Source organism: Methylobacterium sp. D48H (assembly GCF_053345715.1).
Window position 1 is genome coordinate 1 of sequence record NZ_JBKFAP010000036.1, and the last position, 25,630, is coordinate 25,630.

Here is a 25,630-nt window from a genome sequence, read left to right on the forward strand (position 1 = left end):
CGCACCCGGGGACATCGTGATCATGGACAATCTCGGCAGCCACAAAGGCCCGGCCGTGCGCGCGGCGATCGAGGCGGCGGGCGCGCGGCTCCTGTTCCTCCCGCCCTACTCGCCGGACTTCAATCCGATCGAGATGGCGTTCTCGAAGTTGAAGGCGGGGCTGCGCAAGGCCGCGGCGCGCACGCGCGAAGGGCTCTGGACCACAATCGGGCGGCTCGTCGATGCCGTCACGCCCGACGAGGCCGCAAACTTCTTCGTCGCGGCAGGATACGACCCCAATTAAACCGAAACCGCTCTAGAGCCGTGCCCGATCGCGTTGCAATCGGGCACGGCTCTAAACCTTTGTCTTGACGCGCTCTTTTACGCCGAACCGGTATCCACTTCGGCGGAGAGCGCTCGAGCGCTCGGCCGGGGACGGCCGAAGTCGGGACGCCGCCTTCGAGAAGCCGGGCCGCGCGCCTCGGCACGTCCGGCCCACCGCCTCCCCCCGGCTTCGCACGAGAGCGGTCACAGACATGGCGCGCTCGACCTCGAAGCGTCTTGCCCCAACCCGCTCCCGCACGGGAGCGGGGGCATGGCGCGGCTGCCTCGAACGAGGCGCCTTCCTGATCGTCGCAATACGGTCGGAAGCGGCGCCAGCCGCATGACCGTCCGCGCAGACCCTCGCAGAGGGTGCTTGCGCGGACGGCGTCCGCTACACTCGGCGCTTCCGGCAATGAAGAAGGGCGATCCAGGCATGGGCGACATCACGACGGTAGCAAAGGCCTTCTTCGACGCCTGCGAGACGGGCGGAGGCTGGGAGGCGTGCGCGCGCTACTGTGCCCCGCATGCGACCTTCTCCGCCCAGGCCGATGCCCTGGCCGGCGTGACCTCCCTGCGGGACTACACGGAGTGGATGAAGGGGCTCCTGACCTTCATCCCCGACGGTCGGTACGAGGTGCGTTCCTTCGCGACAGACGAGGAGCGCCGGAACGTGACGGCCTACGGGGTCTTCCACGGGACCCACACTGGCGAGGGCGGACCCTGCCCGCCCACGGGAAAATCCACGTCGACCGACTACGTGTATGTCATGCAGTTCGAGGGGGACCGCATCATCGGATTGACGAAGATCTGGAACGACGCCCGGGCCGTGAGAGAGCTTGGCTGGGCTTAGCCATCGCAGCGGCGAGCCTCGTCTTCCGCCGAACAGCGTGACGAGGCCGCCCGACAGATGCGCATCGCGCGGACGAGCTTCCTGGCCTGCCGCTTCTCGCAGATCTCCGTGACGGCACGACCGGCGACCTTGACCATGAAGTGCCCATCAGCGGCCTTCTCCTCGGTGACGTGAGACATGCCGGCGGTCTCCTGTCGTTCGGGGCTCGGATGTCGGGCGGCCCATCTCCGGGGCTGGGTCGGGTGCGGCAAGGGCCCGTGCGCGGGTGCCCAGGATTGCAGTTGGACAGGCGGGTTCGCCCCGCAAACCCGCCTCCCGCCTTCGTGATCCTGCGTCAGGAGCCTTCGCCTCACCGACCGGAGGCGCCGCCCTGGGCCGCGACTTCAGAAGCCGCCCGGGCGAGATCGCGTTCGAAGCGCGGGTCGTGGAACAGCGCCTCGGCGATGACGGCCGCGGCGATTTTGCCGGCTTCGAGGTCGGACGGGAAATGGGTGCCGGCGATCACGCGGTTCTCCCCGTAGGTCCCGGCGAACGCGAACAGCGCCTGGCGCTTCTCGGGCACGAGGCGCGACAGCACCGTGGCCGCGAGATACCCGAACGTGGCGTGGCCGCTAGGGTAGGACGTGCTGTCGGAGCGATGTCCGAACGTGGCGAGGTCCGGCTTCACCGTGTAGGGCCGCGGCCGCGCGATGGCGGCCTTCGCCGCCAGCACGGCGAGTTCCCCGTCCTGGAACACATTCTCGATCAGCGCCGCGGTGTCCGGCATCGTCTCCGCCGTGAAGGCTGGGCCGAGCACACCGGTGAAGCGGTCGAGGGTGCACGGCAGGTTCGCGGTGATGCGCCGCTCGTCGTCGGGCGTGCGGGCGCGGACCGCGGCCTCCACGGCCTGGATGTCCGCCTTGGCCGCTTCCGAGCCGGCTTCGGGCGGGGGCGGCAGGACGCGCTGCAGCGCCATCGCCGCCGGGTCGACGTAGGTGCTGTGGAGCGTCGCGGCGGTGACGGGCAGGGGAAGGGAGAGGAGCACGGCCAGCGTCGCGGTGAGCCGCCGGCCGCCCCGGCCGGAAATCCGATCTTTCACCACCCCTCCTCAAGCCGTGCCAGGTCTCACCGCTCGCAGCCACGCCGCCGGGCCGCCCCGGGGCTTCTCCGGGGCTTCTCCGGGATTGTCTCGGGCAGCAGCGTCACGAGCACTCCGAGCGCGACCGCCGCCACGGCGGCGCACGCGAGATAGGCGGCATCGAACCCCGCCTGCTGGACCAAGGTTCCGGCGATCACGAACGACAGCGAAGCGCCGGCGCCCTGCACGGTCCCGATCAGGCCGTGGGCGGCGTTGTAGCGGCCGGTTCCTCGGGTGATGTCGGCTATGACCAGCGGCTTCACCGCGCTGAGCAGGCCGGCACCGACGCCGTCGAGGCACTGGACCGCGATCAGCCAGTACGGGTCGCGCCAGACGAGATAGAGCAAGGCGCGCACGGGCAGCGCGGCGAAGCCGATCACGAGCAAGGGCTTGCGGCCCCAGCGCTCGGCCCGGCGGCCGACGATGAGCCCCATCGGCACCATCACCCCCTGCGCGCCGACGATGCAGACGGAGACGATGACGGACGACCAGTCCGGGCGCGCCTGCCCGATCTCCTGGGCGACGAGGGTCAGCAGCGGCGCGTTGGCGAAATGGAAAAGCCCTACGCAGGCCGCGAAGACCGTGAGCGGCCGGCAGGTCAGCAGGGTCCGCCACCGGGCCGGGGCTTGCTCCCCCTCGCCGCCGCCGCGGGCCCGGCGCGCGTCGATGGCATCGCGCGGGATGGAGTAGAGGGCCGCGGCCGAGACGATGGCGCAGACCGGGACCAGGAGGAACACCGCGCGGTCCGGGAACAGCCAGCCGACGAGCCCGATCAGCACGGCGATGGCGACGTTCCCGGTCCGCTCCAGGGCGGCGTTGCGGCCGAAGCGCCCGGCGATCCGGTCGGCAGGGAAGAGGCCGAGCGTGAGCGTCGCGATGGCCGGGCTCAGCATGCCCCCGACGGCGGCCAGCACGCAGGAGGCCGCGAGCACGGGCCAGAAGTACGGGAAGAGCGCGACGAGGAGCGTGGCCAGCGAGAGCGCGACCAGGGCGCCGAGCAGGATCACGCGCTTGTCGCGCACCGCGTCGATGGCGGTCCCGATGGGCGTCTGCACCACGATGCCGACGATGCCCGACACCGTGCTGACAAGCCCGACCGAGGCATCATTCCAGCCGCGGTGCACGTAGAGGTAGACGTTGAGGTAGGGCTTGATCGCCCCGTTCACGTCGATGAGCAGGAGGTTGAGGAGGTCCAGGGACTTGGAGACGGATGGCCGTCGCGAAGTGGGCGACCGCTCCGCCTCGCCGATGTCCTGCCCCATGCGGTCCGCTCCCCTTTCAGCCAACCTAGAGCGGCGCGGCACCGAACCGAGGTGACCCCACCCCGAATGAGCGTGACCGCCGGTAGAGGCCCTCCGGCCCGGCGACCGCGGCGCCGACCCGCCCGAAGCCCGCGACGCACGCGACCGTCCCGGCCTGCCGGGTCTCGAATGCCGCCCGCGACCTGTCGGGCCCGGCGCCGTGACCCGCGCACCGCCGTCGTTCACCCCGCCTTCGGGCCAGCGGCACCACCGCCTTCGACGCGTGGCGCGACGGCGAGATCCGCCGCATCGAGGCACCGCGTCGCGATCGTGAAACCCGTCTCCGTGAGTCCGAGGGCTTCCTCGGCAAGCTGAGGCGCGCCGAGGACCGCGCGACCTCCGCGCGTTTCGTGGCGGAACATCCCACCGGGCCAGGAGCCGCGCCCGACATCGCCCCAACCACCGGTAACCCCGATCACCGACCCGTCGAGCACCGGCTCGCGGGCTCAAGCCGGGAAGGCGCGCAGGAGGTCCTCCGCCCCGTAGGGCTTCTTCACCACAGGCACGGCGGCGAGGTCTTCCGGAATGCGGAAGCCGTCGCCGTAGCCGGTGGCGAACGCGTAGGGGATGCCCAGTTCGAACAGCCTGCGCGCGACGGCGATGCTGGTCTCGGAGCCCAGGTTGACGTCGAGCAGGGCCCGGGCCGGCGGCGCCGCGTCGATCAGCCGGAGCGCCTCGCGCGTCGACGAGGCCATGTCCACGTTCGTGGCGCCGAGCGACGTGAGCAACTCCTCGGCCTCCAGGGCGATGATCATGTTGTCCTCGACGACCAGCACGGACCCCGCGAGACCGCGCAGCGCCTCGGCGGGAGCCGCCCTGACAGCCTTCGGCGCGGCGCGTGAGGCGTTCTGGACGAAGGCCGGGGGGATGGTGAAGCGCGCCTCGACGCCCGCCAGTTCGTAGCGCACCTCCGCCTCGCCCTTGAGCTCGTACGGGATCGACCGCTCGATGATGGTCGTGCCGAAGCCGCGCCGGGTGGGCGCCCGCACGGCCGGGCCGCCGGTCTCGCGCCATCGAATCACCAAGTGGTCGAGGGCGTCCCGCTCCCAGCGCAGGTCGACCCGCCCGAGGCTGTCGCAGAGCGCGCCGTACTTGGCCGAGTTCGTCATCATCTCGTGGACGACCAGGGCGACGGTCGAGAACGCCTGCGGTTCCAGCAGGACGTCGGCGCCGTCGAGCACGACCCGGCCGGCCTTGGGTCCGAGGTAGGCGCCGGCCTCCAGCATGACGAGGTCGCGCAGGGATCCCGGTCCCCAGTTGCTCGAGGTGATCTGGTCGTGCGCCCGGGCGAGCGCCTGGATGCGGTCGCCGACCGTGTTCGCGAAGGCGCTGTCCGCCCCGCCCGCCGGTCGGCTCTGGGTCACCACCCCGCGGATCAGGTTCAGGATGTTGCGGACCCGGTGGTTGAGCTCGGCGATGAGGAGTTCCTGACGCTCCTGCGCGACCTTGCGTTCCTTCTCGGCGGAGTCGGTGAGGCGCAGGATCACCTCGAGCAGGGTGATGCGCAGGGCCTCGGCGGTCCGCATCTCGACCTCGGCCCAGGGGAGCGAGCGCCCGTGCACGGTCTCGCGCCACGCCTCGAAGCTCTTGCGCGGGGTCAGACGGACGCCGTTCGGCCCCGGGGTCGCGGGCTTCACCGGGTTGCCCGCCCAGGTCACGGTCCGCGAGACCTCGCGCCGGAAGTAGACCAGAAAATCCCGGGGCGTGCGCGACACCGGGATGGCGAGCATGCCGGCCGCCCGCTCGGTGAAGTCGCGGCCCGGTTCGTGGACGCGCCCGATCTCGTCGGTCGCGTAGGCCTTGCTCGCGGCCGTGCGGTTGAGGAAGCGCACCAGGCCGGCGAACTCCTCCGCGGTCGGGGTCGAGCCCTGGAGCGTGATCTCGCCGTTCACCCACAGGCCGATGCCGTCGCAGGGCAGGATCGCCGCCAGGTCGTCGAGGAAGTCGGAGAGGCTTTCCAGGTTGGTGCCGCCGGTGGCCAGCGCGCCCAGCAGGCGGTTGTGCAACTCGCGCGAACGGACCTCGCGCTTGGCGTCGGCCTGCCGCTCGCGGGCCTCCAGCAGCCAGGAGAACATCTGGCCGAACAGCTCGGCGCCGGTCCGGCGCTCGAGCGAGATGTGGCGCGGCTCGGTGTGGTGGCAGGCGAACAGGCCCCACAGGCGACCGTCGCGCAGGATGGACACGGACAGCGAGGCCGCCACGCCCATGTTGCGCAGGTATTCGAGGTGGATCGGCGAGACCGTCCGCAGGGTCGACAGCGACAGGTCGAGGGGCTGGCCGGCCGGATCGCGCGGGGGCAGCACGGCGGCGCCGGTGTCGTCGACGTCGGCGATGATGCGCAGCCAGTTGCGCGCGTAGAGGGCGCGGGCCTGTTTGGGGATGTCGGAGGCCGGGTAGTGCAGCCCCAGGTAGGGGGCGAGGCCGGACCGGACCGCCTCGGCGATGACCTCGCCCGAATGGTCCTCGGCGAAGCGGTAGACCATAACCCGGTCGAACCCGGTCAGCGCCCGCATCTGGCGGGCGGCCTCGCGGCAGAGGGGGTCGAACCCCACGGTCTGCTGGAGACGGGTGACCATGCTGCGCACGAGGTTGCCGGCGCTGAGGTGTTCGGTGGCGCTCGGCTCGGCCTCGATGACGATGGTGTCCCCGGACCGGTGGAGGGCCACGTCGAACGGCTCGCCGCCCGGCACGAGCCGGAGGCCGAAGACCCGGTCGACGGCGTCGGGCCCGCGCAGGGTCTGCAGGTGCCCGCGCAGGGTGTGGATGGCCTCGCGGTCGAGGACGGCATCGAGGGGCAGGCCGAGAAGTGCCGCCGCACCCTGGCCGAGCCAGGTCGCGATGTTGTCCGAGGCGCGGGTGACGATCCAGTCCGGGGAGACCCCGATGAGGAAGCCGAACCCCTGCACCGCGCCGAGGATGTGGATGGGCTCGCGGTCGCAGGACGAGAGGTCGATCTCCGGCGTCGGTTGCGACGCGTTCAACTGGTCCATGGGCCCACGATGCTGCGCGCAGGCAAGGGTCCGGCTGCGGTTCGGATATTGTCTTCGCAGATCAACGCGGCATGGCGCGCGGGCGTTGCAGGACCGGCCTATGCCAGGATCCACGATCCTTTCCTTCGACGCGTTGCCGCGACCTCGGGATGCCCGGAGCGTGGAACCGCTCCGGGCGGCCGGATCAAACTTTGCCGGTGAGCTTGTCGGCCACGTGCTTGGCGCCGTCCTTGACGTTCCCGGTCGTCTTCTGGGCTTCGCCCTTCAGTTCCTGCGCCTTGACCTCGGCCTTCAGCTTGTCGTTGCCAGTCACGCTGCCGATGCCCTGCTTCACGTTGCCGACGGCCTCATTGGCCAGGCCCTTGATCGTGTCGGTGGTGCTGCTCCTGGCGGTTCTCCTTCGCGACCAGGCCTTCGCGACCAGGGCGGCCACGGGGATCGGGAACGGCTCCCGCCCGGGCGACGTTCCGCGCCGTCGGTCACGGTCACGGTCACGGTCACGGGAGGGTCGTGACGCGTGCTCAGCGGGTGCCCGGATCGACGCGACGACGGCCAGGTCTCGACTGGCCGGTAGGGAAGGGCGCTCCGCGCGAGCGGGATCCGCTAGGGATGTGCCTTCGCCCTCGCGCGCGCGTCTGTTCAGTGCGGCTCCTTCCGACGCGACTACGCCCATGTCAGCCGGTGCCGGAGCCGGCGTACCCGCCTGGACGCCACCGGGACGGAGCAACCCGACGCGCATGCCGGGTGACATCATCCCGCCTCCGGATCGTAGGCAGCACGACGGCACCGGCGCGGCGTGGTTCCCGGAGTCGGTACCTACGCTGACGACCTGGCGACCCGGGCAGTCAGGTCTCGCAGAGAATGCTGCCGAAGCAGGATGCGACGGTTCGGTCGATCACATTTCTTCCGACGGAGCTCTTCGCAAGCGAGCCGGGAAGCAGTCGTTCCTCCGCTCAAGCTCGAATCACACGCCGTCGTGAAGATCGGAAGCGCCGAGTGGGCATTCCTTCTGCTGTTGGCCGAGCCAGTTTCCGCGGGGAGAAATCAAAACTCGACGTGCGGAAAATCGCTGTCAATTCAGCGACTTAGATTGTGTTGAGCGGTACTGGCGGAAACGGAGGGATTTCACGAGCCGCCGCCCTAAGTCATTGTTAACTAAATAAGTGTTTGCCTGGAAACGCGATTTCGGGACACATCCCGGGACAAATCGGGGACAAATTGCCCCTCGGACCCGCGGACACGACATGCCCCGCAAGCCGGACCCCAGGAACGCCTATCTCGAACTCCACGACGGCTACTATCGCGTCACGATGGGCGTTCCCGCGGCCCTGCGGCCGCAGCTCGGCACTCGCCTGAAGCGCACCCTCGGCACCAAAAGTCTGCTCTCGGCAAACGTCCTCAAGGCGCCCGTGGTGCGCGAGTTCAAGGCGCGCATCGACAAGGCATGGGTCAACCTCGGCGGCAAAAGCCGGTCGGAACTCCACGAGGCGGTGGCCTGGGCGAACATCCTTCAGGATGCCGTCGACCGGCGCGACCCTGCGCACGGCGCCTTGCTGGAGGCCCTCCGCGAACGCGAGGCCGAGATCGCCTCGGTCGGGTCGACATGGAAGACCGACGTCGACGAGGACGGCGACACCTACGACTACGAGATCACCACGCACGAGGCACGTGAGAAGGCCGACACCTTCGGTGCCATCGCCCGCCGGCAATCGACGCCCATCGCCCTGCATCACGACGCGTTCATGAAGACGCTTCGCATCAAGCCGCGCTCATTGACCGACGATGTGCGCGCGTTGCGGATCCTGCTGGACTGGTGCCGGGGCAACGGGGTGGACCCCTACTTGGAACGCATCGACGTCCGGACCGCAGTGCGGTTCATGGACGACATCGGCAGCTTCGCGGACCTCGGCTGGGCGTCCTCGACGAAGTACCTCGGGCGGCTGAAGCGCTATTGGGGCTACCTCGTCCTTCGGACGCATGTCGCTGACAACCCCTGGACCCATTGCCAATTGGAGAAGCCCGAGGAGAACGCTGACATGGAGGAGCGGTCCTTCACCGACGGCGAGGTGCAGAAGCTACTGATGGGATCTCCGCCCGCGGGGATCATGGACGTGATGCTCGTCGCGGCGTTGACTGGAGCCCGGCTCGACGCCGTCATCGACCTCAGGGTTGGGGAATGTGCCGACGGCTGGTTCACGTTCAAGCCGCAGAAGAAGGAACGACACGAACGCGACGTACCGATCCACCCGGCCTTGCAGCAACTCGTGGCGAACCGGGTGAGGGGCAAGTCTGCGGACGACGACCTCTTCCCTGAATGGCCGGTGCCCAAGGCCGAGGGTTCGATGCGCGAGCGAAGTTCCTATTTCTCGAAGCGCTTCACGGTGTATCGCAGGGCAATCGGGGTCGACGATCAGGTCGAAGGCAAGCGGCGCAGCTTGGTCAACTTCCACTCCTGGCGTCGCTGGTTCATCACCAAGATGGAGCGGGCCGCCGTTGACGGCGACCTTATTGCCGCCATCGTCGGCCACAAGCGGTCCGGGCTGACCCTGGGCCGGTATAGCGAAGGCCCCGAGATGGAGGCAGCCAAGGCCGCCATTGCCAAGGTGCGGCTACCTCCACTTGACGGTTCGCCCATCGTTGAGGCGCAACCGCTGAGCCGACGGCGCAGAAACTGAGTTGTATCTGCATCCCATGATTTAGTGCCAGCCTAAGATGGGGCTGTCATTGGCGTCATCGGGCGTAAACTGATTCATGGAAAACCGCTTCGCGTCGTCTATTTATGAGGTGGTTGAGATAAATCGTTCGACATCGAAATCTGTGGCTGCATTGTGTCGCGAATGTTCGGCCCAGCCTCCCGGATCGCAGCCTAGATCATCAAACATTCTCTCGCGAACTGTTTCGACGGGGATGATTTTCTCGGTTAGGCCATCCACAAAAAATCTGAATGGCTTGGTCAGGTTTGCGATGGAGATTTCTGCCTCGAAGACTCGAATGTGATTGATATCAAAAAACAACTGCAGATTTCTGAGTAGGTGGCGCCAGTCGAGCTGTTCGTATCTCGACGGTGGCTCAAACGGCATACTCGGCACCTCTCTGAACCACCCCGGGACCCCAGAGATAACGCCGAGAGGTGAGTGCGCCCCTATTAGATCGAGAAGGCCACGGGGAAGGTCCGGAAGTTCATCCAAATCCCTGTACTCGAAGTGTCCCGGTGGTGGCCCGGATGCATCGACCTTTCGAACTTCTGAGTGGTCTACCCAGCCGCCAGGATCGCGGCCCAACGAGGCGACCATTCTTGATTTCACATCCGCCGTGCTCATAACCGTCTGTGATGACCATTCGACGAACACGCGAACTGCGCTGCCTGATATCGTGGGGTCAGTCTCGTAGATTTCGATGCCGGTGACTCGGAACCAGCTTTCTAAGGTCGGAAGCACGTACTTGGAGCCGACACGCTTGAACTCGTCCGCCCAAATGCCCGGTTCGCGCCCATCGGAAACCCGGCGGAAAGTGCCCTGAAAGCCCTCGATTTGGCCCGTTTTCAGTACCTTTGCCCCGTTTAGTCCCGCCAAATCCCCTCTGGAGACGGCTTGCCATTCCTCCCGCATATGAATGGCATGCAATGAATGAGAGGAAGGGTTCAGTTCACTTTGGATCAGAACCGGATTTGGTAGCTCGTCAGCTTCAATAGCGTCTACAGGCACGATGGGATTGGGGTCTAACTCATTGCTGGGCAGAGATTTTTTGCCCGCCTTCCGCGTTGTTGCCCTGGACGAACTGGCGGGCGGCGGAGCCTGCGGATTATCGACCCTCGCGGCTATGTCATCGTCAGTTTCGCTGGTTACCGCGGGGATTGATCCCGCGGTAACCCCGCGGAAGAGCGCGCCACCCGATCGCCGGTCGAGCCACTGCATCATGAAGAGCATCGCTGCAGCAGGCTTCTAAAGGTAATCGGGGTGAAAAAATCCGTACCGTTCATGAATGTTCGACGCTACGCGATGCCCAGCCCAAATTTCGCTTTCGGGGATAGGAACTTCACAGGCACCAATTGTAACGTGCCCATTCCGTTGTGCAGCAATAGCAAAATCGCGGAAACTTGAGGGGCAGAGCTCAGGCAAATTTAGGGCCGTTGCGGCACGCTTGACCTGGAAATCAATCGTGTCTTGCGAGCAGAAAATCCAATTGCCTTGTCCCCAGCTATCCAATTCGGCCTTGATCATTGGCGGCAAAGGCAGCGTAGGCCTTCTCTTGTTTCTCTTCTTGCGGACACCCTTTGGAAGGGTTCTGAGGGTACTGCATCCGTGCTGTGTGGCAAGCATGGATGATCCAAATTGCATTAGAGCTCCAGCTCGGCATGCTGTGAAGATGGCGAGAAAGGCCCAGCGTCTAGCATCCTCGTGATGAGCTAACTCACGAAGTACGAGAGCCATAATCTCCGGCTCCGGGCACCAGTTCCTTGGATCTGGCGTATCGGTTTCGAGAATATCACAGATTTCTTCGATATTAGAAATTACGGTAGGGCTATAATGTGAGAATACTGCGAGGTGCTTATCAGGCTTGGAAGCCTGATGGCATTCTGACGCAAGCATCTTCATTGCGGTCAGGATAGTATTTGGCTTCCAACGTGGAACCATTCGCTTGATAAGTTCCTCCTGCATCGCCTCAGAGAATTCTGACATGGTCACATTGGGGTGCAACTCATTGAGAAGCTCCTTGACAAACTTGGCGTGGCTAATCCATGCCTCAGTTGATCTCTTGGTAGTTGCAAGCAGTCGATTGATGGCGGCGATGACTTGAGGGTCGCCTACGCTGCCTGATGGATCGCGGCCGATAGAAATTACGAAGCCTACGAGCAGCTTCTTGGCTAGTTCCTCATCTTGTGTTCCGAGAGAAATTTGAGAGACATCGCTGTCTCCTGGAATGTTCCAATACATTCGAATATTTTCATTCGGTCGCGACGGATTGATGTAAAAACCTTACCACTCAAACGAGCGATTTTCCCTTGTAGTCTTTCGCGAGATTGATCGATAAGTTTGGGCCTCCTTGCCGGCGAGCAGACTTACAAAATTAACCTTTGGGTACTTGCTTCTAACCCTTCGAACAAGGGCACTTACTCCATCATCTTGAGAGCCTGTCGGAGCAGGTCTGGCGGGAGCGTGTTCTGAGATGCCCTTTGTGTGACGAACAGACTTCCGTCTCTTCGACTTCCCTTCGGCAACGGTTCCATTCTCGTCTTGCATGGTTCGACGTAGTCCTGTCTTAGGAGGCTGCTAACGAAAGCTTCGAGTTCGTCGCGCCTGTAAAAGATTGTGCGCTTGCGGCGCATGAAGCCGAGGCGGCCCGATTGGCGGGCGTGGCGCAGCTCCTTGTCCTCAAGCACGTGTCCGAAGGCGGCATAGGCCTCTGCCTCCGTGAGGAGATCGTGGGGCATCCAGCCTGAGTGGGGTGGGTCCGGTCCTGCATCCGCAGGATTGCAAGCATCGACGCACTTGTGCTCACGTCCGTGCCGATCCTCTTGGGTCGCTCCACGCATTCGGTTCGACATCATCGCAACCTTCTGAATTTTCACATTGGAAAGCGCGTGCGGCTTTGACGACCTTTGAGCGTCGTTACCGTTGTGTTTCGCTACGCCTCGGGGCGCTTCGCTCACGCTTGAGCAGCACCGCCATCCGCCGCTGGCACGTCACGCCTGCCGGAGGGCTCAGAACGTCATTGAGACGCCGGCCCACCCCCTTCGCGAGCTCAGACTCATGTGAGCCTGACCACGTCTATCTGGCGTCTGTAAGCGCCCGAGCAGCCCATGGCGGCCTAAAGGGGATGACGTTACCTTCGCCATCTTGAGGGCGGACGGCGTCCGCTTCGGGTTGCTTCCCGGTTAGCGATGGCTTCCTGTTGTTTCTGGAGCGAAAGGTTCGAGCGATCTCTCGACCCTTTGCCTCCATCTCGGCGACGTCGAGCTCGACGTTCAGTGCGTCGACGAGCGTCTCGAAGTCCGGGCCGCGGAGGATGCGCCGCATCCCCACGAGGCGCCGCATCACGTCGGCGAGACACTCGTCCAGCGCGTTGGGATCAAGCACGGCGCCCTCCCTTGGTCCGGGTGGGGGCAAGACTGGTGCGGTCCTCAGCGAGCCGGTCACGGATCACCGCGCCGGTCAGCAACCGCTCGTCGACGAGGCGGTGGGCGAGTCCGTCGATGGTGGGCTTGTGGGCCTGCACGAAGTCGCGGCTTCGCGCGTACAATCGGTCGAGGTCCGCGGATACAGCCTGGCGCAGGTCCGGGCAGGTCGCCAGAAGGCGGTGCGCGTCGGCGTCAGAGGCCCTGTGAAGCAGCGAGCCGCCGAGGCCGAAGCTCGCATGGGCCGCGGCCAGCGTCCGGGTCGCCATGCCGAGGTCCGAATTAGCCGGACCGCCGGCCCCGGTGGACGCCTCGCCCCATTCCTCGTCGGCGGCCCGTCCGCACAGGGTGGCCACGACGTAGTTCTCGATCTGTACTCGGGTCATCGACAGCCGGGTCTTCAACTTGGTCCTCGTAAGACCAGCTACCTCGCCGCTCTGCACGGTGGTGACGGTCTGGACGGTCCCGACGCCCATGACCTCGACCGCACAGGCGTGGGCGATCTCGTGCCTCGCGCAGGCGAGCGCCTCCGCGGGGGTGCGGTCGTCCTCGGGGGCGATCAGCGCCATCAGGTCGGCGATGGTGACGGGCCGGTCGGCGACCCGCGCCGTTCGGCGGGTGGCCTTGACCCAGGCGGCGGCGTCGGCCCCGGTCGCGCCGATCCCGAGGGCGGCCACGCCGGTCAGGTCGGCCCCCTGCAGGGTGTCGGGCCCGAGATGGTGGCGGATGATGTCGGCGAGGCCGGAAACGCTGGGCCGGCGCACCGTGATGACGCGGGACAGTCGGCCCGGCCGGACAAGCGCGGGGTCCAAGTCTTCGACGTGGTTCGTGCCCGCAATGACGATAATCTTGCCGTTTTTTCCTGACGTTGCTCCATCTAATTGCAACAATACTTGACCGATGATTGGCTTCCAAAAATCTCTGTTGCGATTATCCAGCTTGTTTCTTGAGGGAAGACCGTCCGCTTCGTCTAGGAATAGGACCACAGGCGAAGCAGCAGCGGCAGCCGAGAACACCCTGTCGATCTCGCGCACCACGTCCCCGAGATACCCTTGCGTCTGCGTGAACCAGGACGCCACGGATGTTTCGATCAAGCCGACACCCAGGGTCCTGGCGATGGACCGGGCCAGCAAAGTCTTGCCCGTGCCGGGTTCGCCGAAGAACACGGCATGGCGGGCAATCGCATCGAACTCGATGCGCCCCGCGAGGTAAGCCTGGAAATCGTCGGCGAGCGCGAGGCACCAATCCCTGGCCTCGCCCTCCAGCCCCGGCATCTCGTGCAGCAGCGGCGCCTCCGGCAGGTCCGGGTCGACGACGGAGCGGGAGCGCGCGGCGGCCTTGAGCCGGGCGAGGCAGGCGGCAGCGGTCGAGCCCGTGCGCAGGGCGGCGACGTAATCGTGGTGGCCTAGGCCGTGGAGCGGCGGCATCGGCCCGGGGTCCTCGCCGGTCACGGCCCGGATCGCGCGGGCAACCTGCCCAGCGGTCGGCTGAGCGAGGTCGAGCCGGACGTCGGCGCCGGCGACGAGGGCGGTGGGCAGGTAGCGCTCAGGGTCCTGGCTGATCCCGCAGACCCGGCCGCCCCGGGCGAGGCGGGCGGAGACGCGGTCGCACCCGACCTCTGGACGGTCCTGGGTCCGCGATGTCCCGAGCTTAATCTGCATGTCGGAGTAGGTGGCGTGGGACCGCATCGCGGCGGCCGCGGCGTCGGCCCAATCCGGCGAGGGCACGCGGACCACCACCGCGCAGCCGTCCAGCGCGGCCAGCGCCCGCCGCTGTTCGGGCGTCAGCGCGTCGTGAACCAGAATGCCGGCGAGGGTCTCGACCTTCTCGTCGAGGCCCCCGGACGCATCGTCCCCTTCGTGAGCCCTGCGTGCGAGGTCGCGGGAGAGGAAGTCCTCCAGGTTCTGATCCGGCTTCTGGTTCTGTTGCTTTCGGGCCATGGTCGTCTCCGCGCGAGGCGACCGGCCGCGTCGCGGCGCCGGGTCAGGCCTCGGGAATGGGGTCGGGGCAGGGGTGCTCGGGGACCGCGCGGAGGCGGTCATCGCGTTTGCATATGAGGTGCTCGGTCATGCTCGATGCGTCCGGTTGCCGGGGATCAGGGCAGGTCGTCGCCGACATCGTAGGGGTCGCCGCCGGTCCGGCGGGCCCAGGCGGTGACCCGCACGTCGCGGGGGCGCGGGCCGGTCCTATCGGCCAGCGAGGCGGCGCGCCGCTCTGCCTCCTCCAGCACGGCGGCGCCGAGGGCGACGCGCACCGCGGCAGCCACCTTGATGAGCGAGGCTTCGCCCAGGCTCTCGCGGCATCCAGCGAGGCGCCGGAAAATGTCGCCGATAATCGCGTCGGGGTCGTGGGTGTCGGGTGCCATTGTCGCCTCCGGTCGGAGGCGGCCGCGCGCAAGGGGCGCGGTCAGGCCTCTCCGGTCCGTGTGGGGGTGCCGTCGGAACGAGGGGGCCGGGCGGCGCAGGCATTCTGCACGACCGCCGGCCGGACTTCGGCTCCAGGTATGAGGCGGTCGAGGGGGGACATGGCGGAAGCAATCCTCGCGTGGCGACCCGACAAGGAGCCTGGGCCGCGGACAGTGGTGCCAAACAGCAGGCAGACCGAAGCAGCTCGATTAACGCCGGTCAACGACGACCCGTCAGATCTAAGTAGAAAAGCCTGGCCCCCTGTGGATCCCGGGCAGAACCGGGTGCACGCGACGAAGTCCGGGGAACCCTGGACGTTGCGGGGCGAACGACCCGGTGGATATCGCATCACGCGTAACGTTCGGCGTACCCGTTACACCGGCGGCGAGTTTGGGGCAGTGCCGAAGAGGGACTTTGCAGGCATCTCCGATCCCGCCGGAAGTGCACTCGGAATGTTCGCCGCCGCCATCCGCCGGTCGCCGCGCGCTAGCGATGTGCGGAGGTCAACGCTCGCGCTTCACCAAGACGGGAGAGATGCCGCCATCCGGGGTGAAGACGCTGGCGCCGATGTCGAGGCGGCGGAAGGGCCGGTGGCGGAGTATCAAGAGGCAGGCGAACGTCGCGCCCACGCGCCCATCGGCCAAGATCTCCCGCATGGCGCAGACGTCATCCTGGCTGGGTCGGGTCGGGAAAGACGGATGGGAGTGCCATTCGCCAAGATAGTTGAAGCGTCGATAATCGTGGCCGGTTCGCTCGTGGAAGTCCCGGATGGCCTTCCCATGGTGTTCCGGGTCACGGACAAAGCGGGCGGGACTTCCGCCGTCGTGCTGGAGGCTCGCCTCCAGGACCCTGAACTCATCCCCACCGAGGGCTTCGCCCAGGAGGACGCCGCCGATCTCTCGCTGGCCGGCCTGCTTGAGCTCCCGACGCCACGAGGCGGAGACCGCCTTAGGCAGCAGGATCTTCATGGGTGTCCTTGGTGAAGAGGCCTGTGAAGATCTCCACGGCCTCGGCCCTGTCTTCGTCCGACTGAACCTCCGGACCGACGGTTTCCGGAACGGTAACATCTAGCGGGTGGGCTTCGAAAGGAGCCGTGAATATCCAGCCGGCCCTCAGCGCGACGGTGTAGATCGGGTGCGGGAAGGCGTTCCCACCGGTCAAGGCGTCGATGGCGAAGCGGGCGGCATGGTTGGCGATGATACCGACCTCGGCATCGTCGGCGACGAGGACCTTTCCGCCGTCCGCTTCGGTGGCATAATCCCCCGCTTCGGTGCCCAACCAAGGCGCATTGAGCGATCCGCACCAATCGAGGTAGGCGCTGCGCATGTCCTGGGGCGGCGCGTCGAGGCCGGGTCGGTATCGGGCGACCATCCCACCTATCCCGCCCTCGAACACCTCAAGCCAGACCATCGGTCGTCCGGCACGCCTGGCAACCGCCGAGACGATGTTGAAGGCATTGGCGTCCGCGGTCGCATCCACGATCAGGTCGCATTGCGACAGCGCCTCAAGGGCCGTGTCGACGCTGCCGCTCGCTTCCTGTCCCCCGAGGCGTAGCGCACGCGCACTCACGGTCACCTCGGGGTTGATCAGTCGCAGCCGCGCGGCGACCGCATGGACCTTGTGGGCGCCAACGGCGCGCCAATCCAGATCATTCCGGACCAGGTTGTCGCGAAGGAGGACATCGTCGTCCACAAGAACGAACCGCCCGATCCCGGAGCGGGCTAGGCTGGCAGCGACCTTGGAGCCTGCGGAACCGCAACCGACCACGGCGACCGCCTTCGCCGCCATCTCCGGTTGGATCGACCCAATCCGCTCCGACCCACCGGAGCCCGCATGGACCGGCACCACCGGTATCAAATGGGCATGCGTCTGTAACCAGCGCCACGCCATCCGAAGCCCGGAGCCGCCCAGCACGAGCGCAAACTCCGCCGCTTCCGGATTCGCATCCGTGTTTGCGCAGAGCCGCGCCCATTCCCGCGGCAACTCGGCGTTCGTGAGATCGAGCTCCGTATCGGCCGTCACGGGCTCTGGTTGCAGCATTACGACCCCGGTTGCTTGGTGACCGTCCTGCGGGAAACCGGGCTGGAGCCAGCGGCCATCGGGCGTGTCCACTGCATCGATCCGCGCGACGACCGCCGAACCTTGGAATTGAAACCGCATGGTCGCCGCCATCCGCGTTCCCGGGGCGGCTTGGCGTAACAGGTCGACGAGCGCATCGGAGTACACGTGCCGGTAGTCGGCCGCTCTGAGACGTTGACCTTGGGTGAGTTCGTGAGCAGACGGCAGGCGCGCCGCGCCGCCCTCGGTGGTTGCCTCGGCAGACAGGAGAGCCTGCGCACTGCGGATCATGTCGGCGGCGGTGAACTCGGGCCTCCAGTTGTCGGTCCGGTATTCGAGGCACAGCGACCCGCCCGACCATTGGTGGTCCGAGAGCCTAAGGTTCGGGTCCCTGGGAACCACGTCGGGGCAGGTGTCCGGATAGAGCCGCGGATACCGCAGTTCCAAGTCGACCTTCGCATCGCCGACGGCCACCGTGAAGTGCAGGACCAGACGGGCGCCGTCGCCGATGCCGAAGCCGAAGTCGTCAAGCCAGTCAACCGACGATGCCAAGGCAGTGACCGCCCGGCGCTCGGCGACCAGGCGGTTCGGTCTCTCAAAGAACCAAATCAAGCGAAGCCCGCCGGTTTGACAGGGGCTACGGGATGGTTGGGGAACGCGAAACCGGCCGGCGCCACCGCCGCAGGCCGCAGGAGACCGCCCGGACGGGACACGGCCTCCGTCAGGGGAGAGACGAACCGGCATCCCTGCTCGTCGATGACCACCTTGCACGGCTGCGGGTCCCGCGGCGGCGAATGGTCCATCGTGACCTCGAACCGTCCGCCACGGGCGCGGACGATTTCCTTGTAGTAAGCGGCGGCCTGCCGGTGGGGTGGTTGGACGTCGAGGTCGTTGGACGGGATGCTACGGCTCGTCGAGACCATGATGCAGCCCGGCATGGCGCAGCTCTCGAAAAGGAAGCCCACCTCCGGTACGGGAACCGTTCGCGTCATGCCCTTATCGGCGGCGTTGAGCGCCGTGTACGAGCAGTGATGGGGGACCTTGCACACGTCCCAGACCAGCCGTTCGACCTTGCCGTGACGCCGGGTGGTGCGAACGATGAGGCGCAGGGTCTCCGAGTCGATGTCGGATGCGAACAGGACGCGCCGCGGCTCTCCTCCTTCGAGGAACGTCGCCTGCAGCACCACGCTGTCCTGGTTGCGGTCGACTATCTGGTCGTTCTCGTCCTGCCGCCAGCCGAACGGGCAATGCACGAAGAACTCGACCCGCTCCGGCCCGGAGAGGCTGTAGCCCGGGACGGTCTCCCCAGCGTTGACGATCAGGTGGTCGCGTTGGGCCGGCGTCAAAGCGTGCTTCGCCAGGAAGCCCGCGAGCGCTTCCGGCCGCGAGAAGACCCGCACGCCATAACCGCGGCGCAGGCGAAAACGCGCCTCGTCCTGGATGACCTGCGCGAAGTCCGGGAGGTCGTCCTCCAGGATCGCTGCGGCGGGGACCCAGAGTTCACCGATGATGGCGCGGCCCGGTCCCTGCAACGCGGGCGAGTGGTCGAAGTGGAAGAAGCCCGCAGCGCCGTAGACGTGGTCGCGGTCGAGGTGGGTGAAGAGCACGGCTTCATATCCGCGGCGACCGGAACTGCGCAGCCCCGCCCTGAGGGCCGTGGCGAGATCGATCCTCCGGTCGTCGCGCGCCGCCGTCCACTCGTTCCCGAAATCGATGAGAACCTGGCGCCCGTCGGCCAGTTCGACGAGCGTTCCATCGGCGTCGCCGAGAGGATGAAACGTCAGGACAGCAGTCATATATCACCCTCCACCAGAGCGATTTGGGTACCTAAGAACAGAAGTGCAACAAGTGGCGAACGGTTTCCGCGGGATGCTTTGATGGACGGCTTTTCCCCCAAGGGCGCGGACCCGAGGCCCGCCGAGGATTTCCTAGGCGCCCGCAAGCTTGAGCCTGGCATCGGCCTGTGCCTCTCCGGGGGTGGGTTCCGCGCGATGCTGTTCCACGTCGGCGCGCTGACGCGGCTCAACGAGGCAGGCATCCTGCCTAAGCTAGATCGAGTGGCCAGCGTCTCGGGCGGCTCCGTCGCCGCCGGCGCGCTGGCCGTGGGGTGGGCGCGTCTCCGCTTCGACGAGAATGGAGTGGCCACGAACCTCCGCGATGAGGTCAGCCAGCCGCTCCTCGCCCTGGCCCAGAAATGGGTGGACGCGCCCGCTATCGTGGCCGGGCTGCTGCCCTTCGTGACCGCCGCCGGGGTCGCGGCGCGGGTCTACGACCGCGCGCTGTTCAAAGGCGCGACTTTGCAGGATTTGCCCGACCGGCCCCGCTTCACCTTCACGGCGACCAGCCTGCAGACCGGCGCCCTATGGCGCTTCGCGAAGGAATACGCGGCGGAGTATCACGTCGGCCAATGGCCGAAGCCGGAGCTGAGGGTCGCCGACGTCGTGGCTGCCTCGGCGGCCTTCCCGCCGTACATGTCCCCCGCCTACGTCCGCGTCCCGCCCGGGGCCATCCAGATGCAGGAGGGTGCCGACCTGCACGAGGAAGGCTTCAAGGGCCGCCTTCGGCTGACCGACGGAGGAGTCTACGACAACCTCGGCCTGGAGCCGATCTGGAAGCGCTACGAGACCATTCTCGTCAGCGACGGGGGGCGGGCCATGCCAAGCAACCCGCTCCCGAAGTCAAACTGGTTCTCCCAGGCGCTCCGCGTCACGGACATCGCCCTTCAGCAGGGGATCTTCCTGCGGGAGCGGGTGCTTCGCGGCCTCGACCGGGACGGCTCGCGCAAGGTCGTCTCCTGGGGCATCGGCCAGGGCGTTCAGACTTACGGGCCGGAAAACCCCCTCGGGTTCACGGCTGCGGACACGAAGCTGGCGGCATCGATCAAGACGCGGCTCAAGCGGTTTCCGGACCACGTCCAGCGGACCGTCATGCGCGCCGGCTACGCCCACGCGGACGCGGCCCTCAGGAAGGGCGGGATGATCCCGCCGGGGCGGGCGCCGTCCTTCGCCGGGTTGCCGTCAATCGACCGGCGGCGGTGAAGAGGCCCCGGCCGCCTGCGCCGGGTTCTGGACGGGCGCTCCCATGGCAGGCCGCTTGCCGTTCACGTAGTAGCCGGTGAAGGACCAGACATGCGCCAGGGCGCGGTGGTTCCAGGGGACGTAGATCATGTAGTCCCGGTGCCCCAGGGAGACAGCCGTGCGGTTCGTGGCCATCATGTCGAGCGCCGACAGGAAGATCGTGCCGTCGGCGTAAGAGCCGAGCAGCCGCACCTGGATCTCGCGCAGCTTCGAAAGGTCGTCACGCGCCTTCTTGATCTCGACAAGGATGCCGTAATACTTGCTCCTCAGCACCTCGTGGTCGCGCCCCTTCCGGGCGAACCCGATGATCAGGTTCAGGCCCGAGAAGAACGCGGTGACGATTGCCAGGACTGAGACGAGGGGGCCGACGCCTTGAATGAGCGACGAGAACGCACCCGCGCCCGCCACGAAGGATACGAGCGAGATCGTCTTCCCGAAGCTGTCGAAGAAGCGCGCCCGCATCCCGTGGTAGTAGGCGCATCGCTGGGCCTCGAACTTCAGGTCGCCGTAGAGACGGACCGCCTCAGCGCTTGGCGCCGGGACGGGGGCCTCCGGGCGGGGGAGGTCGGACGCCTGTCTCACGAGTTCCACCGACACCTCCACCAGGGCGATTGACCGGGGCCGGCGCGGGCCTCGGCGGAGCGGACGACCCGGGGGGACGCCCTCCTGAGTTGCCACCTTGAGCCATGTTCACTCTCCGTTCGGATTCGCAGGATGTGCATCCGGGACGCCTGGGTCAATGGGGATGCGCACGACGACCCTTTCTTCACCGCTTTCGCTCAATCCTGTCCGCATCAAGTCGGGGACGGCGGGCATGGTCGCGAGGAAGGACGTCTGGGCGGCGGCGGACGGGATACGGGCCAGGGCTCGCGACGCCGACGGCGCCAAGCCGCGGGTCTCGGTGCGCACCGTCCGCAAGGCGCTCGGCAAGGGCTCATTCGGCGACATCGCCCGCGAGCTCGCGGAGTGGAAGGCAAGGGTCGGCTACCGGCCGCTGATCGAGCAGGCCGAGCTGCCTGAGGCGCTGCAGGGTCAACTCGCCGCCTTCGGCACCGCCCTCCTCGAACACGTCCGCGTCGAGCAGACCCGCCACCGGATCGCCGAGGCCGAGGGTGAGGCGGCCCGGGAGGCCGGCCAAGGCGAGGTCCTGGAGGAGGCGCTGGCGCAGGTCGACCTGCTGGAGGCGCGGGTCGCGATGCTGGAGGCCGAGCTCGCCCGGCTCCGCGCGGCACCCCCTGCGCTCGCATTCCCGGCGCCGGACCCGGAGCCCGAGCCGGTGAAGGTACCCGCACCGATGCACCTCAACCCTGTCTACGGCAAGGTTCGCGACCGGCATGCCGCCGAGGCCGCCGACCCGGTCTGGGCCGAGGTCCGCGTCGCGGTCACCCGCGTGCTCGAACGGCGCGGGCCGATGTGGGTCCACGCCATACACCTGTCATTGCCGGACCGGCTCAAGGAGCGCGCCGAGCGGGCCGGCCTGCCGCTGACCCCGGCTTGGCTGCGGCTCTACCTCATCCGCCTAGCCGACGCGGGGGACGGCTTCGCCGAGGTCGAGGGACGCTTCGCCGTGGCGCCGCCCGTCGAGGCCGCCCCGGACCCGGGCCGCGTCGCAATCGGGACCGACGCGCCGCCCCTGTCGGCTGAATGGTTCTGGAAGCTGTTCGTCGCCGAGGTCCATGACCTGCTGCTGGAGAGGGGGCCACTTACCGCGGAGCGGATCCTCGAAGACTTGCCGGACGGTTGGGTGGCGGCCACGGAACGCTACAAGGCGATCAAGCCCGGTCGACTGCGCCAGAAGCTGCGCGAGCGCATCAGGAATAAGCGGCCCCTGCAGGAGCTCCCGGGCAAGGTCTTCGCCGCCACGGGTCGCTGGCCTGGCAGCCGGACGTTTGGCCCGGACGAGGCCGCATAACCCGGGCCTCCGCCGAGCCCTAATCGACCGACGGTGTCCTGTCCGGTGGGGGGCCCTGCAGTTCGACGCCCCCGATTGGAGACGCCCTTGCGCCTGTCCCTTTTCGCCGCCCTTTCGATCCTCGCGTCGGCCGCGAGCCTCGACGCCGCTACGGCGGCCGAACTCCTGCGCGGTCGGTGCCATATGGACGTGTGCTCGTGGTTCAGCATCGAGCAGCGTGACCTAGTCGCGTCGTCCCCGGCCGGGGCGCTCTTCAAGATGAGCGTGCGGACTTGGACGAGCACGCATCCGAACGGGACTTACGACAAGCGCACCCGGCGGGTCGGCGGCGAAGCCGGCGACGAGTACGTGTTCTGCTCGAAGTCGCGCCCCGCAGTGGTCGACCCAGGCGACAAGCCGGGGACATGGATCGCGGCCGTGCTGGTTCCCATCGGGCAGCCTGCAGGCGCGACGGAGGCGGCGACCGCCCGGTACTTCGCCGCCTGCCACGGCGTCGCCCTGAACAGCGAAGCCGACCTCGACCGATACGCCCAGGCATTCGGTTACAAGGCGGACGGCGAGGGGGAGCAACTCGACCTGAAGCGGCCGGAGGATATCCTGAAGCCGGCTGAGCCCGTCCGTCGCTGAGCTGCCTCCCGTCAGTGGCCCCGGGGAACGGCCGACATCTGCCGCCGTTGGCATGGCCGGTGACTGCGTTTGGGAGGGCAAGCCGTGACGCCCCAGGAAATCAAGGCCAAGGTCCAGGCCGCCTACACCGCGTCGTTGCAGAACCGTGCCGTCATGTACGGCATGAGGACTTCCCCCCTCGACCATCAGTTCCGTGACCTGAAACTGTACGGGCGCGATGCCGGTGCGGATTTCGCCGACACCAACCTGGGCCGCATCATCGACGAGGCGGTCGCCGTGGCGGGGCGCAAGCAGCCCTCCATGGAACTGCAGGTTTACGGTTGGGGGCGAGCGGCCATCGACGGCATGGCCGAGACCTTGCGCCACCGGACAGACCTCAAGGTCGAGATCAGCGGTTCAACCGTTCAGCTCATCTGGGCGGAGGACAACCCGGCCCTCATATAGGGTAGAGCTCCATCAGCTTGACCGTTGAGAGGCGGCTTCCGCCCGCAGCCAGGCATGTCGTGCGCCGGCATGCGGCCCCGTGAGCCGTTTGACATTTGGATACGCCCGCGGGGGAAGCATGCCGGTCTCTTTGCACGAAAGGCCCGATATGCTGCTGGCCCTCCCTGTCAAAGGGGAGGCCTTTCTCTTTCGGCGCTCGGGCCGGGCCGTGTTGGTGGACGGCGGCTACAAAGGGGACAAGATCCCCGACAAACTCAAGCGGCACTTCAAGGACTTGGAACGCCTCGATGTCGTCCTGTGCACCCATGGTGACACCGACCACGCTGGGGGCCTACCCAATCTCCTGGATAAATGGGCGGGACGCGTCGGGCAGCTTTGGCTTCCGGGAAGGTGGGTCGATGTCATCCCTCAACTCGCGCGCGATCCCGCGGGATTTCTGGGAAAGCTGATCGGCGAGCTCGATGCCGCGTTGGAGAAGCCCGATGAGCAGCTTCTGCGCGGCATCCGCGACGCGGGTGAGGAGAGACCGCGAGATGGCCGGGACGACATCCAGTCCGAGCCGTTGGACCACGACGGATCACTCTTCGAAGGCTGGGCCGACGACCCTGATGACGACTTGGGTCCCGGGGAGCCTCCCCCGGAGCCCGGGTGGTTCGAAGAGCTTCGCGTCGCCAAGGAGCAATTGGCGAGTGACGCCGACGCTGCACGGGCGTTCGACGCGACGCGCAAAAGGGCGAGGCATCGGAAAGGGCGGGTGTCCGCGGCGCCGGGAACTTCGATTGTCAGCTACTGGCTAGGCCTGATCGAGACGGCCGAAGCCATTCGCGGCATCGCCATGGCTGCCATCCGACATGGGATCAGAACCCGCTGGTTCGATTTTGAGACGTTTGAGAGGACGCGCCGGGCGTCCGGCGGTGCGCGCCATTTCCTTGTCCCGATCAACGCCGTCGAGCAGGCACCGCCCCCATCCTCCCTCCGCCTCTACATGCAATTGACGCTGATCAACCGGCAGAGCCTCGCGTTCTTCGCGCCACTTGGATGGCAGCGACATGGTTTCCTTTTCTGTGGCGACTCACCCCTCGGCGACGGTCGAGGTTATGCCAACTCGTTCCTCCCGGCCCTCCCCATGCCGTTCCCGGTAGTCGTTGCGACCGCTCCGCACCACGGCTCGGAGTCTAACCGGGCCGCGTACGCTCACCTGAACGCTTGGGCTTGGGTTGGCGTAATCCTCCGCGCAGGCGGCAGCGTGGACCAACCCGGCCAGACGTTCCTGGACCAACAGGATTGCCTACGGCTCTGCACCAAGTGCCCCCGGGTCAAATACGCGCCGATGCTGTCCGGCGTCATTGCACCGAGGCCTTGGTGGATGTTGCACACGGTTGGGAGGATCTGCGACTGCAGTAATCCGACCAGCGGTGGAGCCGGCACTGGCGACAGCGTGTGATGCCTCAATTCGAAGGAACCGGTCTTGAACCACGCCGAGATCGTGCCGACCGTGTCCGAGCGGGAAGCCACCTCTTCGGCTTAGCGGCCTCGTCATCGCATCAGATCTTTCCCCGGCTGTTTCCAGGCTTGCGCGGGCCTTTCAGCACCGTCTGCCCGCCAGCCGTGCGAGCCCGCGGCTTTGGTCCAGACTTTATAGGCGGCTTCATCGGAGGCTTGGGGGCCGGCTTTGCCGGTGGCTTCGTTGTCGCGCGCTTCCGCGGCGCGGGCTTGGCGAGGGTCGTCGCCATGTCCTTGCGGACCGCCGCGACGACACGCCGGATGTCCTGGGCGACGTTGAGGAACGCATCGTCGGCGCTGCGCCAGCGGGTGACCTCGCGTCCGTCCTCGGGCAGCAGCTTGAACCCGGCGGCGGGGGTCGACTTCCAGTCGCACGGGCGGACGACCACGGCGACGACCCGCACGTGGCCCCGCGCGCGCCGGCCCATGGCGCGCTTGTACTCGATCTTCCAGCAGTAGTTGCTCGCAAGGTAATCGGGGCTGAGCAGGGCGACGAAGACATGGGCTTCGCGGAGGGCACGCGCGATCCCGGTGTCGAGCTTGTCGCCGGCGTTCAGGTCGCCGTCGAACCAGGTCGTGACGCCCTCGCGCTTCAGCGGGGCGAGAAGGGTTTCGAGCCTGGCCTGCGCGTCGGCGTCCCGGTGCGAGTAGGAAACGAAGATCCGGACCTCGGGCTTCTCCGGCTTGCCGCGCGGGGTCGCCGGCCGGGCCGCGGGTCGCGGTCCAGGCTTCGCCTTGGCCGCTGTCTGGGACGCAGTGCCGGCCTTCTCGGTACGCGTGCGGGCGCGGGCGCGCATGGAAGCCCCCGTCGGGTTGCCGGCCAAGTTCCGGATTCATGCGTCCCGAACCCGCTTTGTTCCCCATGATGGAGGGGATAACCCCGGACCCCTATCGGCGGCGCGGTAAGGACGCCGGTCGACTCGGCGAG

23 protein-coding genes and 1 pseudogene are annotated in these 25,630 nt (G+C 67.0%); 9 read left to right on the plus strand and 15 right to left on the minus strand.

Going from position 1 to position 25,630, the window contains the following annotated elements; genetic code table 11:
* Both ACLBX8_RS29185 and ACLBX8_RS29190 read left to right on the plus strand, forming a co-directional pair.
* On the plus strand, positions 1-283 hold a 283-nt coding region (locus ACLBX8_RS29185; protein WP_447716226.1), incomplete at its 5' end, for a transposase.
* Positions 284-736: 453 nt separating this feature from the next.
* A complete protein-coding gene (locus ACLBX8_RS29190) occupies positions 737-1,153 on the plus strand; it encodes an ester cyclase (protein ID WP_056529496.1) in 417 nt (138 codons plus the stop codon).
* Here the strand turns inward: ACLBX8_RS29190 and ACLBX8_RS29195 are convergent.
* The 3 genes from ACLBX8_RS29195 to ACLBX8_RS29205 form a co-directional block, all read right to left on the minus strand.
* Positions 1,150-1,332 carry a hypothetical protein gene (locus tag ACLBX8_RS29195; RefSeq protein WP_447716227.1) on the minus strand — a complete coding sequence of 61 codons (183 nt, stop codon included), beginning with the start codon at positions 1,330-1,332 and terminating at the stop codon, positions 1,150-1,152. The genes ACLBX8_RS29190 and ACLBX8_RS29195 overlap by 4 nt on opposite strands.
* Positions 1,333-1,502: 170 nt before the next feature.
* Positions 1,503-2,231 carry a phosphatase PAP2 family protein gene (locus ACLBX8_RS29200; RefSeq protein ID WP_447700932.1) on the minus strand — a complete coding sequence of 243 codons (729 nt, stop codon included), beginning with the start codon at positions 2,229-2,231 and terminating at the stop codon, positions 1,503-1,505.
* 26 nt (positions 2,232-2,257) lie between these two features.
* The gene (locus ACLBX8_RS29205) at positions 2,258-3,532 is read right to left on the minus strand and encodes an MFS transporter (protein WP_447716228.1); all 1,275 of its coding nucleotides are present in this window, start codon (positions 3,530-3,532) and stop codon (positions 2,258-2,260) included.
* Between the two features lie 278 nt (positions 3,533-3,810).
* Between ACLBX8_RS29205 and ACLBX8_RS29210 the strand changes: the two are divergent.
* A pseudogene (locus ACLBX8_RS29210) lies at positions 3,811-3,873 on the plus strand (hypothetical protein); the annotation flags it as partial.
* A 144-nt stretch (positions 3,874-4,017) separates the two neighbouring features.
* On the opposite strand, the gene ACLBX8_RS29215 reads toward ACLBX8_RS29210, so the two are convergent.
* Positions 4,018-6,561, minus strand: a complete 2,544-nt coding sequence (locus ACLBX8_RS29215) for an HWE histidine kinase domain-containing protein (protein ID WP_447700930.1) — start codon at positions 6,559-6,561, stop codon at positions 4,018-4,020.
* Positions 6,562-6,745: 184 nt separating this feature from the next.
* Positions 6,746-6,994: a CsbD family protein gene (locus tag ACLBX8_RS29220; protein ID WP_244535010.1), complete on the minus strand. Its 249-nt coding sequence runs from the start codon at positions 6,992-6,994 to the stop codon at positions 6,746-6,748.
* Positions 6,995-7,805: 811 nt separating this feature from the next.
* On the opposite strand from ACLBX8_RS29220, the gene ACLBX8_RS29225 reads away from it, so the two are divergent.
* Positions 7,806-9,236: a tyrosine-type recombinase/integrase gene (locus tag ACLBX8_RS29225; protein WP_447700929.1), complete on the plus strand. Its 1,431-nt coding sequence runs from the start codon at positions 7,806-7,808 to the stop codon at positions 9,234-9,236.
* 102 nt (positions 9,237-9,338) lie between these two features.
* On the opposite strand, the gene ACLBX8_RS29230 is transcribed toward ACLBX8_RS29225, so the two are convergent.
* The 8 genes from ACLBX8_RS29230 to ACLBX8_RS29265 all read right to left on the minus strand — a co-directional run bounded on the left by ACLBX8_RS29230 (position 9,339) and on the right by ACLBX8_RS29265 (position 18,935).
* Complete coding sequence (locus ACLBX8_RS29230) at positions 9,339-10,478, minus strand: hypothetical protein (RefSeq protein WP_447716229.1); 1,140 nt, start codon at positions 10,476-10,478, stop codon at positions 9,339-9,341.
* Between the two features lie 24 nt (positions 10,479-10,502).
* The gene (locus tag ACLBX8_RS29235; RefSeq protein ID WP_447716230.1) at positions 10,503-11,495 is read right to left on the minus strand and encodes a hypothetical protein; all 993 of its coding nucleotides are present in this window, start codon (positions 11,493-11,495) and stop codon (positions 10,503-10,505) included.
* 834 nt (positions 11,496-12,329) lie between these two features.
* Entirely contained in the window at positions 12,330-12,638 is a 309-nt protein-coding gene (locus ACLBX8_RS29240; protein ID WP_447700927.1) for a hypothetical protein, read from the minus strand.
* Positions 12,631-14,616, minus strand: coding sequence for an AAA family ATPase (locus tag ACLBX8_RS29245; protein WP_447716231.1), 1,986 nt, complete (start codon positions 14,614-14,616; stop codon positions 12,631-12,633). The genes ACLBX8_RS29240 and ACLBX8_RS29245 overlap by 8 nt, the downstream gene beginning before the upstream one ends.
* 155 nt (positions 14,617-14,771) lie before the next feature.
* Entirely contained in the window at positions 14,772-15,041 is a 270-nt protein-coding gene (locus tag ACLBX8_RS29250) for a hypothetical protein (protein ID WP_447700925.1), read from the minus strand.
* Positions 15,042-15,584: 543 nt separating this feature from the next.
* Positions 15,585-16,049, minus strand: a complete 465-nt coding sequence (locus tag ACLBX8_RS29255; protein WP_447700924.1) for a Mov34/MPN/PAD-1 family protein — start codon at positions 16,047-16,049, stop codon at positions 15,585-15,587.
* The gene (locus tag ACLBX8_RS29260) at positions 16,030-17,751 is read right to left on the minus strand and encodes a ThiF family adenylyltransferase (protein ID WP_447700923.1); all 1,722 of its coding nucleotides are present in this window, start codon (positions 17,749-17,751) and stop codon (positions 16,030-16,032) included. The genes ACLBX8_RS29255 and ACLBX8_RS29260 overlap by 20 nt, the downstream gene beginning before the upstream one ends.
* Positions 17,748-18,935: a hypothetical protein gene (locus ACLBX8_RS29265; RefSeq protein ID WP_447700922.1), complete on the minus strand. Its 1,188-nt coding sequence runs from the start codon at positions 18,933-18,935 to the stop codon at positions 17,748-17,750. Before ACLBX8_RS29265 ends, ACLBX8_RS29260 begins: the two co-directional genes overlap by 4 nt.
* 81 nt (positions 18,936-19,016) lie before the next feature.
* Here ACLBX8_RS29265 and ACLBX8_RS29270 point away from each other — a divergent pair, with 81 nt between their 5' ends.
* A complete protein-coding gene (locus tag ACLBX8_RS29270) occupies positions 19,017-20,177 on the plus strand; it encodes a patatin-like phospholipase family protein (RefSeq protein ID WP_447700921.1) in 1,161 nt (386 codons plus the stop codon).
* On the opposite strand, the gene ACLBX8_RS29275 is transcribed toward ACLBX8_RS29270, so the two are convergent.
* A complete protein-coding gene (locus ACLBX8_RS29275) occupies positions 20,157-20,807 on the minus strand; it encodes a hypothetical protein (RefSeq protein ID WP_447700920.1) in 651 nt (216 codons plus the stop codon). The two genes, ACLBX8_RS29270 and ACLBX8_RS29275, sit on opposite strands and share 21 nt — an antisense overlap.
* Positions 20,808-21,030: 223 nt before the next feature.
* On the opposite strand from ACLBX8_RS29275, the gene ACLBX8_RS29280 reads away from it, so the two are divergent.
* The 4 genes from ACLBX8_RS29280 (at position 21,031) to ACLBX8_RS29295 (ending at position 24,643) form a co-directional block, all read left to right on the plus strand.
* Positions 21,031-22,128, plus strand: a complete 1,098-nt coding sequence (locus ACLBX8_RS29280; protein ID WP_447700919.1) for a DNA-binding protein — start codon at positions 21,031-21,033, stop codon at positions 22,126-22,128.
* Between the two features lie 87 nt (positions 22,129-22,215).
* Positions 22,216-22,755 (plus strand): hypothetical protein, encoded by a 540-nt coding sequence (locus tag ACLBX8_RS29285; protein ID WP_043759400.1) that lies wholly within the window; start codon positions 22,216-22,218, stop codon positions 22,753-22,755.
* A gap of 84 nt (positions 22,756-22,839) precedes the next feature.
* On the plus strand, positions 22,840-23,199 hold the full coding sequence (locus tag ACLBX8_RS29290) for a hypothetical protein (protein WP_447700918.1): 360 nt from the start codon (positions 22,840-22,842) through the stop codon (positions 23,197-23,199).
* A gap of 148 nt (positions 23,200-23,347) precedes the next feature.
* Positions 23,348-24,643, plus strand: a complete 1,296-nt coding sequence (locus ACLBX8_RS29295; RefSeq protein ID WP_447700917.1) for an MBL fold metallo-hydrolase — start codon at positions 23,348-23,350, stop codon at positions 24,641-24,643.
* Positions 24,644-24,743: 100 nt separating this feature from the next.
* Here ACLBX8_RS29295 and ACLBX8_RS29300 read toward each other — a convergent pair whose 3' ends face one another.
* Entirely contained in the window at positions 24,744-25,499 is a 756-nt protein-coding gene (locus ACLBX8_RS29300; RefSeq protein WP_447700916.1) for a toll/interleukin-1 receptor domain-containing protein, read from the minus strand.
* Between the last annotated feature and the right edge of the window lie 131 nt (positions 25,500-25,630).

Excerpts from the sequence above, each read along its gene's own strand:
- ACLBX8_RS29190 (WP_056529496.1), top strand. The coding sequence starts at position 737 with ATGGGCGACATCACGACGGTAGCAAAGGCCTTCTTCGACGCCTGCGAG.
- ACLBX8_RS29195 (WP_447716227.1), bottom strand. The coding sequence starts at position 1,332 with ATGTCTCACGTCACCGAGGAGAAGGCCGCTGATGGGCACTTCATGGTC.
- ACLBX8_RS29205 (WP_447716228.1), bottom strand. The coding sequence starts at position 3,532 with ATGGGGCAGGACATCGGCGAGGCGGAGCGGTCGCCCACTTCGCGACGG.
- ACLBX8_RS29215 (WP_447700930.1), bottom strand. The coding sequence starts at position 6,561 with ATGGACCAGTTGAACGCGTCGCAACCGACGCCGGAGATCGACCTCTCG.
- ACLBX8_RS29225 (WP_447700929.1), top strand. The coding sequence starts at position 7,806 with ATGCCCCGCAAGCCGGACCCCAGGAACGCCTATCTCGAACTCCACGAC.
- ACLBX8_RS29230 (WP_447716229.1), bottom strand. The coding sequence starts at position 10,478 with ATGATGCAGTGGCTCGACCGGCGATCGGGTGGCGCGCTCTTCCGCGGG.
- ACLBX8_RS29235 (WP_447716230.1), bottom strand. The coding sequence starts at position 11,495 with ATGTATTGGAACATTCCAGGAGACAGCGATGTCTCTCAAATTTCTCTC.
- ACLBX8_RS29245 (WP_447716231.1), bottom strand. The coding sequence starts at position 14,616 with ATGGCCCGAAAGCAACAGAACCAGAAGCCGGATCAGAACCTGGAGGAC.
- ACLBX8_RS29250 (WP_447700925.1), bottom strand. The coding sequence starts at position 15,041 with ATGGCACCCGACACCCACGACCCCGACGCGATTATCGGCGACATTTTC.
- ACLBX8_RS29255 (WP_447700924.1), bottom strand. The coding sequence starts at position 16,049 with ATGAAGATCCTGCTGCCTAAGGCGGTCTCCGCCTCGTGGCGTCGGGAG.
- ACLBX8_RS29265 (WP_447700922.1), bottom strand. The coding sequence starts at position 18,935 with ATGACTGCTGTCCTGACGTTTCATCCTCTCGGCGACGCCGATGGAACG.
- ACLBX8_RS29270 (WP_447700921.1), top strand. The coding sequence starts at position 19,017 with ATGGACGGCTTTTCCCCCAAGGGCGCGGACCCGAGGCCCGCCGAGGAT.
- ACLBX8_RS29280 (WP_447700919.1), top strand. The coding sequence starts at position 21,031 with ATGGTCGCGAGGAAGGACGTCTGGGCGGCGGCGGACGGGATACGGGCC.
- ACLBX8_RS29295 (WP_447700917.1), top strand. The coding sequence starts at position 23,348 with ATGCTGCTGGCCCTCCCTGTCAAAGGGGAGGCCTTTCTCTTTCGGCGC.
- ACLBX8_RS29300 (WP_447700916.1), bottom strand. The coding sequence starts at position 25,499 with ATGCGCGCCCGCGCCCGCACGCGTACCGAGAAGGCCGGCACTGCGTCC.